Origin of the sequence: Enterobacter sp. 940_PEND, from assembly GCF_001059415.1 — a bacterium.
Lineage (GTDB): Bacteria > Pseudomonadota > Gammaproteobacteria > Enterobacterales > Enterobacteriaceae > Enterobacter > Enterobacter cloacae_M.
This window is the reverse complement of record NZ_JUMS01000144.1, coordinates 1-13,013: the sequence shown is the minus strand read 5'-3', so window position 1 is coordinate 13,013 and position 13,013 is coordinate 1. Positions and strand designations below refer to the sequence as shown.

Below are 13,013 nucleotides of genomic sequence, written 5' to 3'. Positions count from 1 at the left end.
TTAACAGTCCGCCGTTCTACCGACTGAACTACAGAGGAATCGTGTGAACGAGGCGCATAGTAGCGACCTCGGTACGCCTTGTCAAAGGGTGAAAACGCACTTTTCTTTCGTTTGCCGACAATTTCAGCAAATCGCTGATTTTATAGCAAATTCGCGTTGAAATTACACAGCAAAATGCGCCGCCCGCAGGCGGCGCTCAGGATCAGAACAGTACGGAGTAGTTCAGACCAAAGGTACGTCCGCGGCCTTTATAGGTATACAGCCCCGGTGCACCGTAGGTTGGGCTATACAGCCCCGGCGCGCGCTGGCCCCAGGCGGTGGTGTAGTCTTTGTCCAGCAGGTTTTCCACGCTGAAGCTGACCTTACCCACCGGCAGGGCGTAGCTGCCCAGGAAGTCGACCGTGTTATAGCCATCGATCTTCTTGCCGTCGGAGTCTGACACGTCAAAGGTCTGCGTGCTCTGTACGCGCAGGGTCCAGTCGCCCGGCGCCCAGTTGACCCATGCGCTGGCTTTCGACGGGCTGGCGCTGTCGACCGTCAGCTTCTCCCATTTCCCGTTTTCGCGGGTTTCAGACTTGATAGCGTTAAAGTTCGCACCGGTGCTCCAGTCGCTGTCGGTGAAGAAATAGTCCACCTGACCTTCCACCCCGTAGATACGACGCTTGTCGTCTTCCAGGTTGATGGTCATATCCGTCTTGTTGATGGTGATGGTTTTATCCGAGAGCGAGTAATACGCCGCGACCTGCGTGCGCAGGTTATCGCCGGTATAACGCCAGCCCAGCTCGTAAGCGTTGACCTTGATACCGTCCAGCGCCGAGTCGTTCACGTTGACGCTGTTCAGCAGGCGATAGTGACCGTTGCTGAGCTGATAGGTGCCGGAGCCGTAATACTTCGCCAGGTCCGGAATTTCAAAGCCCTGGGAGAAGTTAAACCACAGCTGCTGCTGTTCGGTCAGGCGACCGAGGATCCCGGCGTTAAACAGGAAGTTGTTGTAATCGGTTTTCCCGCCCGGCACCGCGTCGGCGGAGGTGGCTTTCCCGGTGGCGATGGCCTGCTGCTGGGTGTAACCGACAAAGTCGTCCACCTTGTTCTCGGTGTACTGATAACGCACGCCGCCGCTCAGGGTGATGGCGTCAATGTCGTAGCTGGCCTGCAGGAACGGGGCGAGGTTGGTGATGCTGTAGCCCGGGTAACGGCCCACGTTGTAGGCGTTATCCAGCTCCATGCCGCCGCTCGCCGCAGCCTTGCTCAGGTTAAAGAACTGCTGGTTGGCATCGAAGGTTTCGTGGTCGGCATCCACACCCCAGGTCAGCGTCAAATCGTCCACCGGCTTGCTGTTCAGCGTCAGCTTGCCGCCGTAAAAATCGGTTTTCTGCTGGGACGCGCCGATGCTGCTCACCACGCCTTTGGTCAGGGTCGGGAACGGATAATAGGTCAGGCTCTCGTCGCGATAGTAAATCTGCGCGACCAGATCCTGGCCCCAGAAGTCGGTATTGGAATACTGCAGGTTAATCAGATGGCGCTCGGTACCCGGTACGCGGTCAGAATCGAGATTATCTTTGTTGTACGCGGTCGCATCGCCCGTTACCGCCGAGAAGTTCTTACCGAGATACAGCCCATGCTTGCCGTCGGACTCGCTCTTGTAGTACTGCGTCGTCAGCTGCAGCTGCTGACGATCGTCAATGTTGATGGTGCCTGTGCCCATCACATCAATACGGTCGGAATACTGGAGACCGGTCTGGGTGTTATCGATAATCACCTCGTTGCCTTTGCCGTCATACCAGCCGCCGTAGCGCTGATACGACACCGACAGACGACCGGAGGCGTTGTCGTTGCCGCCGCTTACGGCTGCCGACACGTTCTCATCGTGATCGTTGTGGCTGTTAAACCCGCTTTTTGCTCCGGTCTGGAACTCAACCTCGGTATCCGGCTGGCCCTTTTTGGTGACGATGTTCACCAGGCCGCCGGTGCTGCCGCCGCCGTAGAGCGAGGTGGCGCCGGAGATCACTTCGATACGGTCAATGTTGAACGGATCGATAGAGTCCAGCTGGCGGCTGTCGCTGCGGGACGAGTTCAGGCGAACGCCGTCCACCATCACCATCATGGAGCGGCCGCGCAGGTTCATGCCGTAGTTAGTACGGCCCTGGCTGCTGACGTCCATGCCCGGGATCAGCTGCGCCAGCACTTCTTTAATCTCTTTCCCGCCCTGAACCTGCTGCTCAATTTCAGCTCGCTCGATGACCCAGGTGGTCTGCGCCATCTCGGCCACGCTGCGGTGCGCGCGGCTGGCGGAGACAACGATATTTTCTTCCTTTTGTTCTTCCGCCCACGCAGAGGTAGAAAGCATTGCAAGCAAGCAAGGATTTAAAACCCAAAGATGAGAACGTTTCATTGTTATGTTGATCCTGATTGTGTGTGTCAGTACTCGGTGGTTTTTGCTAATGATTTAAAAACCGGGCTGCTGTCCGGGCTGGTGGTGGTGCGCCAGTGGATAACGCCGGGTGTGGTGGCCAGCTCAAACGGCTCGTCGGCGTGCGCGCGATTAAGAATTCGCGCCGCGCGCCAGGCCATCAGGCTGAGCTGGGGTTCGGCAATGCCGAGACGGTGCATCCCGGCGTTCACGGCGAACAGGCGGTTGCTCTGCGGACCGTCCCATTCGAGAGTGAAATCATTGTTAATGCAGAAGGCTTCGTCCGTGTCCAGATGCAGGCGGTGAGACAGCGGCGCGAGGAACGCGGGCTGCACGGCGCGGTAGCCGGTGGCGAAAATCACCACGTCGCTATCCAGCTGCTCGCGGCCGCCGTCGAGGTGATGCTGAATGCTCAGGCGATGTCCGTTTTCCTGGCGCGTCAGGGCCGTCACCGAGCGGGACGGCATCAGGTGCGCCCAGGGTTTTTCACGCAGCACTTCGAAGCGGTGGTACATGGCGCGGTAAATCGCCAGCAGGGACTCGGTGGTGATGCCGTCGGAGGTCATCTTCTGCTCGTGCAGCATCTGACGTCGGGCCTCTTCGCCCAGCGTGGAGAAGCTGTCCACGTACTCCGGCGTGAAATACTCGTTGGCAAAGGCGGCTTCATCCAGCGCGTTGTAGTTATTACGGCGCGATACCCAGTTCAGGCTCAGCGGCTGGCCCCATTCGCCGCGGAAGATATTCAGGAACAGGTCGGCCCCGCTCTGGCCGCCGCCGACGACGGTGACGCGCTTGCCGGTTAGATCCGGCGTGCGCAGCATCATCTCGCTGGCGTGGAAACAGGTATCGTCCTGCGTCGTAACGCAGTCAGGCAGGTTGATCTGTTTGCCAATCCCCACGCAGACGTGGCGCGCCAGGAAGCGGTCGCGCTGGGTCACCACCTCAAACAGGCCGCTTTTCTCATCAAAGCTCACCTGCTGCACCTGCTGGCTGAAGGACAAGTTGGTGAGGTTTTCCGCCGCCCAGCACAGGTAGTCCGCAAACTCCTCGCGGGAGACGGTGCGCTGCTCGGTGGTCAGGAAGCGGTAGAACTTTTTGCGCTGCACCAGGTAGTTCAGGAAGCTGTGGCGGTTGGTGGGCTCCACGGCGCTGACCAGATCCTTCAGGAAGCTGGTTTGCATGTGGCAGTCCGGCACCATCATTCCCGGGTGCCAGGAGAAGTGCGGTTTACGCTCAAGGAACAGCGAGCTAAAGCCGTCCAGCCCTTCGGCCAGAGCGGCGATGCTAAGGTTAAACGGGCCAATACCAATGCCGATGAAATCATAGGTTTTCATTGCGCTGACTCCCGGGAGACGAGAAAAAGAGGGTTATCAAGATCGGTGACATAGTTCGGCAGCATGCGGCTGCCGCCGTCGTGTTCGGAGAAGGTCAGTTTGACCGGGTTGAGGATCACGCGAATAATCTGCGGCTTGAAGAGATCGAATTTGGCGAAGCGCTCTGCCAGATCCGGGTGCGCCGCCATATACTCCCGTAAAACTCCGGCCAGAATCTGGTAGAAGCGCGTTTCGCTCACGCCGCATTGCAGGGTGAGGCGCGAGATAAAGCGCAGCACCGTCACAAAGTTGCCGGTTTGCAGGTCGTGAATGATGTAATCCGCGCTCAGGCGCGCCGTGACGGCCTTCACCTGCTCCGGCAGGCTCTGGGCCTGCGGGAAATCCTCATCCACCAGGCGCATATCGCCCTGGAAATCCTTCAGCAGGATGCGCTGCGGGACGTAATCCTTCATCACCAGCGTCACGTTCTGGCCGTGGGCGATCAGCGCCACGCCGTAGCGGCAGAGCAGGTGATAGAACGGGATCACCGTTGCCTCAAACAGCTTTTCCAGCCATGCGTCGGCGCTTAGCCCCGAGCGTTTAATCCACGCGTCGATCAGCGGGCGCCCGGCATTGTCGGTTTCCATCAGCGCGGCCATCAGCACCGCCTGTTCACCGTCTTCTAAATAACAGGACGGATTCTCGCGCCAGATCACCCCCAGCATCTCCTGATAGCGGTAGGGCGCTTTCGGCAATGCGGCATAGCCCGGATGCGACAGATAGCCGGCAGCGGGTTCGCCAAGCACCTGCGCGCCAGAGCGGATCAGCGTGGCGTCGGTGGCAAACTGCTGCTGAAGCCAGCGCGAGGCCAGCGGCCCGGCGGCAATGTATTTGCCCGGAATGCCCCGATAGCAGGAGGTGTTGTAGATGGTCAGCGGAAGCTTGATGTCATACGGCGCGCGACGGCTGGCGTTGGTGAGCGTGCGCAGGGACTGCTGCGCCAGATACTCGTCGCCAAATTCGCCCAGCTCAACCATCTCTTCGCGCGCCAGCTGCGCCAGGAAATGAATGGCAATCTTCTGCTGCCACTGCCACGGGTGCAGCGGCACCGGCAGCCAGCCGTCGTTGAGACCCAGCGCCTGCCAGCGGGCGTCAAAGCGGGCGCGCTCGGCGTTGTCCATGGCGCTCGCCAGCAGAGCGTTGATCTCGCAATCGGCGTCGCTGCTCCAGACCAGATGCTCCCGCTGAACGGCGACCCAGTGCAGGCGAAAACGTCCGCGATACTCGGGCGCGTACTGACGCAGCGCGTCCAGGCCCCAGCCGCGGCGACCTTTGTTGAAAATAAACTTCGGGTGACCGCTCATCAGACACTGTAATTCGTCCGGGTCGAGGTGGATCAGCGCGTCCGCGTCCAGCGCTTCACGCGCCTGCAGCAGCTGCATGTCGCCGCGCAGCGTGGCGTAGAGATCTTCCATATGCTCTGCCGTTTGCGCGTCGCTCATCTCCAGCACCGTCGCCAGCTGCAGCAGCGCGCTTTCCGCTTCGACGGCATCGCCGCTGGCGGCGATCAGGCTGTCCGGGTCGATATGCAGCCAGCCCCAGATCCCGCGCGCGGCGCGAAACTGCCAGGACTCGTTGCCCATGGCGATGCGCCAGCCGTCCGACGAAACCGGCTCAGCGCGCAGGGTGCGTTCGTACTCCAGCTCGGCGAGAATCTTTGCCACCATCTCGCGGTTCACTTTCTGCCAGAGCGCGTTCACAGTTCCACCTCGCTGAAGAAGCGGTGGCGCTGGCTCATGATCAGGCGCGAGCGCTTGTGCGGGAAGTCGAACTCTTTCACCGTCTCGAAACCGGCGGAGGCCAGATGGCGGAACAGGCGCTGGTTGTCGAAGCGCGGCTCGGCCACGATGCGCGCGGTGCGCGGTTCATCGAGATACAGATAGTGGCTCAGGCCGCGCAGCCAGCTGCGGATGTACTGCGCGCCGCGCCAGTTCTCTTCGCCCACCAGCATGTGCAGGCCGCGGTCAAACGGCTGCCAGCGGTAGTGGCGGCCAATGCGGTCTTCCGCCGCCCAGTAGAGCTCAAAATAGCCGAACGGCTGGTCGTCGAAGCAGCCGATAACCGGGTAGCAGTACGTCGAGTCAAGCTGACGGCGCAGGTAGCTTTCCTGCTCCGCCTGCGGGCCCGCCATCTCCCAGAAGGCGTTCACGCGCGGGTTGTTCATCCATTGGGTAAAGCGCGCGCCGTCCAGCGCCACGTCGACCACGCGGAAGCTGAGGGTGCGCTTAATTTGCGGATCGTAGCGACGGTATATTTCGCCCTGCGGGCGGTGAGGACGCAGCGGGAAGTACAGCTGACGGCTCTCATCAAACTGCATCCCGCCGCTGGCCTGCGGCCGTTCGCCTTTCAGCCACAGCGGCAGCTGCCAGAAGGTTTCGCGTGCCAGATAGTCCCCGTGGGCCAGGCTAAACAGCGCCTGCGCCTGGGGGTCATCCTGCCAGGTCGCCCAGGGCAGGGTAATGCCGGTCAGCGCGGGTGCGGCAACAAACAGCTGATCCAGGGCTTCGACCAGCCAGCCGTCCGGGAGCCCATTCAGACGCTCCAGCACCGCGCTGCCGTCGAGACCCAACGTCAGCGGCAGCGCGCGATCCGTTGCGGTGCAGCGAAAGCCGTAGCCGGAATGGACGATATTCGCGATTGCCATTACGCCTTCTCCTTGTAAAACGGGTTGCTAAAGTCGAAATAGATCACCGCCGGATCGGCGATGGTGTTTTCATTGCGATCGTGCAGGTAGCAGAAGAAGTTGCCTTTGCAGTTCCAGGTCGGGCTGTCGAGCACGTAGTCGAGGCAGCGGGTCTGCTTCGCCGTGCGGCGCAGTTCGGCCAGCGCGTCGCGCACGCGGGACATCAGGTTCTCCTCGCTGTCAAAACCGGCAGCGGCGAGGGCGGCGGTGACGGCAAGGGTAGAGTTCAGCAGCAGGTAATAAGGGAAGTAGCGCAGCAGCTGGCTCTCACCGAAGCGGTTTTCCACCTCCGTTTCGCCCGCTGAATTCAGCCAGGCTTCGGCCCCTTCGGTCCACGCGCTGCCCTGGCAGTCGCGGTAGATCAGCCCGACGGGGAAATCCTGCTGCATCTCAACGAGGATATTTTGCTGGTGCGCCAGCAGGACCAGACCGTAGTCCGCCTCGGCGCTGAACAGCGGGAGCAACACGCGGTCGCAATAGGCGTCCAGCCAGCAGCGGGCGGCCCGGGCGAGCGGTAAATCCAGACGCTGGCTCAGACGGCGCACCGCGGAAGCCAGCAGGCTGTCGCCGCCGTCCGGCGCGGCCTGGGTCAGGCTCACCAGCACGTTGGTCTGGGTGTCTGGCGTATCGAACAGCAGATTGACGCGCAGGGCCATCAGGCTCTCTTCCTGAATAACGCCGCTTTCGTCACGCAGCCCCGCCCAGCCGTCCTCCTGCATCACGCGCATGGTTGGGTAGCGAGCCTGTAAATCTTGCCAGCGTTCCGTTTTCGCCAGGCGCGCCAGGCGCATTCCGCGCTTAACCTCTTTGACCGACAGCGTGCGCACGGAGTTGGTCAGGCGCACGCTGAGGGAGAACTTAATCATGTCGCTGTTGGTTTCGCTGTACAGCGAGCGGGAGGAGCTGGTAGGCAGCCACTGCGCGCCCGCTTCGCCCAGATCCTGCAATGAACCGTTTTCCGCCAGACGCTGGCACCAGTCCTGCTCCAGCAGATAGTCGGCCTGCCATGGATGCATCGGCAGCAGCCAGCGGGTGTCGGTGAAGTGGCCGAGCAGCTCAGGCGCGCTCTGGGCCGCGAAGCGCAGCAGACGCTCGCGCAGGGAGACGTTCAGGCTGTCGCCGGCAACGAGCGTGCTCTCAACGGCAAACCAGCGCAGCGGGAAGCGGGAGGCGAAATCGGGCAGATAGCGACGCGCCTCGGTTTCGTTGAACGGCTCGTGCGACTTCGGTGCAGGGTGAAACGCGTGGCCGACCAGCAGCGCCTGTTCCGCGTCGGCAAACGTCAGCGGCTTATCGCGCAGGTTTGCCCAGCTGTGGCGCAGATCGATCGCCTGCCAGGTGTGCGCATGGCTTTCGAGAACGCGCTGCTTAAAACGCGCCAGCGTATCGGCATCCAGCGATCCTTTAACTGATGGTTTTTCAAGAATTAAATCAACCAGTTGGTCAAATGTGACGGCGTCACCGTCATCACTGTTGCTCTGAATAAGCGTTGCCGGGAAACGGTACTGGTGATGCTGGGTGGGAGAGAAATAGCGTACCGGAACACGAAGCGCCTGGGTTTGGGACAGCGGGATATGAATGTTCGGTAACGCATCCGCAGCGGTAGCGGGGAGATAGCGCCAGTCCTTCGTTTCGCGCAACAGGGCGTTTAAAAAACACTGGGCTGCAACGTCTGTACCGGCAGAGCGGGGCAGAGCACGCATAGATGTACCTCATTCCATGATTGATAATAATTCTCGTTATGATATTCATTCTGTTTACAGTCGCAACCATTTTTGCAATATTTGTTTTCATAAACTTCATAATTTCCACACATTTATTGACACTATGTTCACATTCTCATGCGCGCTGACTCAGAAACATTGACCGAAAACGCCGCCTCAAAAGCCAACTGGCCCCTGGCGTTATGTGCGGGTTTATTAGGTATCGGGCAAAACGGCCTGCTGGTGATGCTCCCGCAGCTGGTGACCCTGACCGGGCTATCGCTCTCGGTTTGGGCCGGGCTGTTGATGTTCGGATCCATGCTCTTTTTACCGGCCTCGCCCTGGTGGGGGCGCCAGAGCGAGCGGCGGGGGTGTAAGGCTGTGATGCTGGCCTCGCTGAACGGCTATTTGGCCAGTTTCGCCGTCATGGCGCTGGTGGTCTGGGCGATGGCGGCCGGAAGGCTGGATACCGTCTGGGGACTGGCGGGACTGATTCTTTCGCGTCTGCTTTACGGACTGACTGTATCGGGGCTGGTGCCTGCGGCCCAGACGTGGGCTATTCAGCGTGCGGGGCTGGAGAAAAGAATGGCGGCGCTGGCGACGATAAGCTCCGGTCTCAGCTGCGGACGTCTGCTCGGCCCGCCGCTGGCGGCGCTAATGCTCAGCGTCAGCCCGGTGGCGCCGCTCTGGCTGATGGCGATCGCGCCGTTAATCGCGCTGCTGCTGGTGCTTCGCGAAGCCGCAGACCCGCCGCTGCCGCCGGTGGCGCACCAGGCGACCCGCCTGCAGGCCTCGATGCTGCCGTTCCTGCTGCTGGCGCTGCTGCTGGCGGCGCTGGTGAGCCTGATGCAGCTTGGCCTGTCACCGCATCTTAGCCCCCTGCTGGAGGGCAACGCCCGGGAGATCAGCCATCATGTTGCGCTTCTGCTGAGCCTGGCCGCGCTGGCCACGCTCGCGGCGCAGTTTCTGGTGGTCCGCCCGCAGCATTTCACCCCGGTGACGTTGCTCTGCATCGCGGCGGTGCTGATGGTGGCCGGGCTTGGGCTGATGACCGTCGCGGGTTTAACGCTGTTCTACGTGGGGATTGTTATCACTTCACTCGGGGCGGCGATGGCCACGCCGGGCTACCAGCTTCTGCTGAACGACAGGCTGACCACCGGGAAAGGGGCGGGCGTCATCGCCACCAGCCACACGTTAGGCTACGGCGTCAGCGCGCTGCTGGTGCCCGTGGTGACGCGCTTTTACGGCGAGCAGTCTTTGACGGTGGCCGCGTGGGGAATGGCAGTGCTGTTTTTAGCGTTGAGCATAGGGGTACGGTCAACCGAGCGGACCCCTTCTGAAAAGCCTTAATGGATCTGGCGGGAGGAATGGCCGCCAGACTCCTCATTTTGCCGCAGACGCTGGAGCGGATCCTGCTGATAAAACTGGCAGAAACGCTGCCACAGCGCCGGGAAACGGGGCGCGAAGAGCTCGGGCGCGCTAAAGAAATATTCCGACAGCACCGCAAAGCACTCGGCCGGGTCGGTTGCCGCATAGGCGTCAATGCTGGCCGCGCTTTCGCCCACCAGGTCTATTTCATCCTGAATGTTATCCATAGCCGCGTGTAGATCGTGCTCCCAGCCCGCCACCTCGCGAAGCGGGATCAGCGGAACTCCGCTGGCGCGATCGCCGTTGCGGGTATCGAGCTTATGCGCCACTTCATGGATAACCAGATTAAAACCGGACGCATCGAACGAGTCCTGAATGTCGAGCCAGTTCAGGATAATCGGCCCCTGCTGCCAGCTTTGTCCGGACTGCACCACGCGCTGGTTGTGCACCAGCCCGATATCGTCCTGCCATTCGTCATCCACCACGAACGGCGCGGGATAGATAAGCACCTCGTGGAAACCGTCCAGCCACTCAATGCCGAGCTCAAGCACCGGCAGACAGAAAAGCAGGGCGATGCGCGCGTTTTTCAGGGGATCGAGTTCGAAACCCTGCAGTGGAACCAGACGTTTTTGCTGTAAAAAACGATCCGCCAGCTGAACCAGTTTCGCTTGTTCATCCGGCTTAAGATTAGCCAGAACAGGGATCGTCAGCGCGTCATCCCATGGCAGCGCCATATCCCGGCCAGCTTCATTCGTTTTCCAGGGCCACTTTATCATCGCTTTGCTCGCAAACTCGTTACTTGAACAAAAATGGGAAAGTCAGGTTTGGTTAAGATGCCAGAAAATCGCTCACTGCGACAATTCCAGCCTGAATAAACTATCATTCGTACGTAGCGGTGGGTAGCGGTTTACGGGCATCACCTTCATTTTGTGAAGTCTGTCGTAGCCTTAACCCACAGGTTCAGTGAAGAAATCAGTACGGTATTGAAAAGATGAGCGATTTCAAAGGTAACAAGCAGAGCCTGCCCAGCCGTGCGTGCGCGCACTGCCAGCGGCCTATGACGTGGCGCAAGAAATGGGCGAAATGCTGGGATGAGGTCAAATACTGTTCCGAGCGCTGTCGCAGGAGCCACCGTTGACCGAACTGCGCCTGATCCTCGGCGATCAGCTTAATCCGCACCACAGCTGGTTTGATGCCTGCAATCCAAATGTCATTTACGTGATGCTGGAGCTGCGGGCAGAAACCGCGTACGTGCTTCATCACGCTCAGAAAGTGATCGCCATTTTTGCGGCCATGCGCGCGTTTGCCACTGCGTTAAAGGAGAAGGGGCATCGGGTGAGGTATGTCCGGCTCTCTGACGACTCAAACCGCGGCGCGCTGGAAGACAATCTCAACGCGCTGGTCGCGCATTACGGCGCCGACAGGGTGATATGGCAGGAGCCCGACGAATGGCGCCTGGATACGCAGCTCCAGGCGTGGGCGAAAGCGGCGTCCGTCGAAACGGCCTGCGTCAGCAGCGAGCATTTCTTCACTACCCGTGAACAGGTGAGCGCGTTCTTTGCGACGCGCAAAAGCTGGCGAATGGAGTACTTTTACCGGGAAATGCGTCGTCAGCACGGCGTACTGTTAACCTCAGAAGGCGAGCCGGAAGGGGGGAAATGGAATTATGATGCCGAAAACCGCAAACGCTGGTCCGGCGAGCCGCCCGCACCGGAGGATTCGCGTCCGCGCCACGATTATTCAGCCTTATGGGCGGAGATCCAGCGCTGCGGCGTAAAGACCTTCGGCGAACCGCAGGCCGGGAATTTTCGCTGGCCGCTCAACCGTTCGGAAGCCAAAGCCAGGCTGGATGAATTTATCGCTCACGTGCTCCCCCAGTTCGGCGCCTGGCAGGACGCGATGCACGCTGAGGAACCTTTTCTGTTTCACTCGTTAATTTCATTCGCGCTGAATACCAAAATGCTTAATCCGCGGGAAGTGGTAGCTGCCGCCCAGCAGGCATGGCGTTCGGGCCATGCGCCGCTGCCTGCCGTTGAAGGGTTTATCCGACAAATTCTCGGCTGGCGGGAATACGTGCGTGGGATCTACTGGTCGCAGATGCCGGGCTATCGGGAGCTGAATGCCTTAGACCAGCACGCCCCGCTGCCGGACTGGTTCTGGACCGGCAAGACGCAGATGCGCTGCCTGGCGCATGCCGTTGGACAGTCGCTCACCGAGGCTTACGCCCACCATATCCAGCGCCTGATGGTCATCGGGAACTTTAGCCTGCTCAGCGGCCTGTCGCCGCAGGCTGTTCATGAATGGTATCTGGGTGTCTACATTGATGCCTTTGAATGGGTAGAGCTGCCCAATACCCTCGGGATGAGCCAGTTTGGCGATGGCGGATTGCTGGCCAGTAAGCCCTACGTTTCGAGCGCGTCGTACATTCACAAGATGAGTAATTACTGTCAGGGGTGCCGGTATCAGCACACCCAGCGTACCGGAGAGCTGGCGTGCCCCTTCAATGCCCTTTACTGGGATTTCTTTGCGCGCAACCAGGCGCGTCTGGGTAACAATCCCCGCCTGGGCATCGTCTTTAAACAGCTTGCGGACATGAAGGAAGAGGAGCGGCAGGCCCTTGCCGACCGCGCCGGGTATATTCGCCTGCATCTCAACGACCTCTGACGTATTTCAACACCGCGCCGGTTGCGGTGGGTCAATAAGACGCTATTATTTTTGACTTTGCTGCGTATTCCCCGACAGGACATCCAGACGCTATGCCCGTGAATTTTGACCTTAACGATCTTTATGCTTTCAGAGCGTTAGTGGAATACGGTAACTTCCGTGTCGCCGCTGAATCTATCTGCTTATCCCAGTCGGCGCTGAGCCGCAGGATTGAAAAGCTGGAAGCCGCGCTGGGAAACCGGCTGTTTGACCGTACCACCCGCCGCGTGGCCTTAACGTTATACGGGCAAAACTTTGCTGAACGCTCCGCGCAGCTGCTCGACAACGTTGAGTCAATGCTGGCGGATGTCGATAAGGTCAGCGAAGAGCGGACGGGGCTGATCACGGTTGCCACGGTCCCGTCCGCGGCCTGTTACTTTATGCCCGATGTGATCCGTCGTTTTCAGTCTCGCTATCCGCGCGTTCGCATTAAGCTCATCGACAGCAGCGCGGGGAATGTGATTGACGCCGTGGCCCGAAGCCAGGCGGATTTTGGTATCAGCTTCGCAGGAAACCTGCCGTCTGACATCGAATTTTTTCCGCTGGTGGAGGATGTCTATGTTGCGGCGTGCCGAAAGGATCACCCCCTGGCGCAGAAGAGTCATCTTACGTGGCAGGCCTTTTACCAGCAGGATTATATCTCCCTCGATAAAACGTCAGGTAACCGTAACCTGCTCGATCGGATGCTGGGGGATATCGTTCCCGAACGCCCCAGCGTCTGCGAAACGCGCCACGTTACCACGATGCTCGGTATGGTAGAGGCGGGGATCGGC

At 60.1% G+C, this 13,013-nt stretch carries 10 protein-coding genes; 4 read left to right on the top strand and 6 right to left on the bottom strand.

What is annotated here, in order from left to right; all coding sequences use genetic code 11:
- Nucleotides 1-202 precede the first annotated feature (202 nt).
- Genes ADJ24_RS20345 through ADJ24_RS20325 form a run of 5 tightly spaced genes read right to left on the bottom strand, consistent with a single transcriptional unit; the run spans nt 203 to nt 8,169 of the window.
- Complete coding sequence (locus ADJ24_RS20345; RefSeq protein ID WP_023312339.1) at nt 203-2,392, bottom strand: TonB-dependent siderophore receptor; 2,190 nt, start codon at nt 2,390-2,392, stop codon at nt 203-205.
- A gap of 26 nt (nt 2,393-2,418) precedes the next feature.
- Nucleotides 2,419-3,744 carry a lysine N(6)-hydroxylase/L-ornithine N(5)-oxygenase family protein gene (locus ADJ24_RS20340; protein WP_023312338.1) on the bottom strand — a complete coding sequence of 442 codons (1,326 nt, stop codon included), beginning with the start codon at nt 3,742-3,744 and terminating at the stop codon, nt 2,419-2,421.
- Nucleotides 3,741-5,483, bottom strand: coding sequence for an IucA/IucC family protein (iucC, locus tag ADJ24_RS20335; protein ID WP_023312337.1), 1,743 nt, complete (start codon nt 5,481-5,483; stop codon nt 3,741-3,743). The genes ADJ24_RS20340 and iucC overlap by 4 nt, the downstream gene beginning before the upstream one ends.
- Complete coding sequence (locus ADJ24_RS20330) at nt 5,480-6,427, bottom strand: GNAT family N-acetyltransferase (protein ID WP_023312336.1); 948 nt, start codon at nt 6,425-6,427, stop codon at nt 5,480-5,482. Before ADJ24_RS20330 ends, iucC begins: the two co-directional genes overlap by 4 nt.
- Nucleotides 6,427-8,169 (bottom strand): IucA/IucC family protein, encoded by a 1,743-nt coding sequence (locus ADJ24_RS20325; RefSeq protein WP_023312335.1) that lies wholly within the window; start codon nt 8,167-8,169, stop codon nt 6,427-6,429. Before ADJ24_RS20325 ends, ADJ24_RS20330 begins: the two co-directional genes overlap by 1 nt.
- A gap of 138 nt (nt 8,170-8,307) precedes the next feature.
- Between ADJ24_RS20325 and ADJ24_RS20320 the strand changes: the two genes are divergently transcribed.
- The gene (locus tag ADJ24_RS20320) at nt 8,308-9,519 is read left to right on the top strand and encodes an MFS transporter (RefSeq protein ID WP_023312334.1); all 1,212 of its coding nucleotides are present in this window, start codon (nt 8,308-8,310) and stop codon (nt 9,517-9,519) included.
- On the opposite strand, the gene mtfA is transcribed toward ADJ24_RS20320, so the two are convergent.
- Nucleotides 9,516-10,313, bottom strand: a complete 798-nt coding sequence (mtfA, locus tag ADJ24_RS20315; protein WP_023312333.1) for a DgsA anti-repressor MtfA — start codon at nt 10,311-10,313, stop codon at nt 9,516-9,518. The two genes, ADJ24_RS20320 and mtfA, sit on opposite strands and share 4 nt — an antisense overlap.
- 215 nt (nt 10,314-10,528) lie before the next feature.
- Here mtfA and ADJ24_RS24625 point away from each other — a divergent pair, with 215 nt between their 5' ends.
- From ADJ24_RS24625 to ADJ24_RS20305, 3 genes are all read left to right on the top strand, one after another.
- The gene (locus ADJ24_RS24625; protein WP_065454001.1) at nt 10,529-10,675 is read left to right on the top strand and encodes a DUF2256 domain-containing protein; all 147 of its coding nucleotides are present in this window, start codon (nt 10,529-10,531) and stop codon (nt 10,673-10,675) included.
- Nucleotides 10,672-12,201, top strand: a complete 1,530-nt coding sequence (locus tag ADJ24_RS20310) for a cryptochrome/photolyase family protein (RefSeq protein WP_023312332.1) — start codon at nt 10,672-10,674, stop codon at nt 12,199-12,201. Before ADJ24_RS24625 ends, ADJ24_RS20310 begins: the two co-directional genes overlap by 4 nt.
- A 92-nt stretch (nt 12,202-12,293) precedes the next feature.
- A partial coding sequence (locus tag ADJ24_RS20305; protein WP_048703595.1) for a LysR family transcriptional regulator occupies nt 12,294-13,013 on the top strand: 720 nt, incomplete at its 3' end.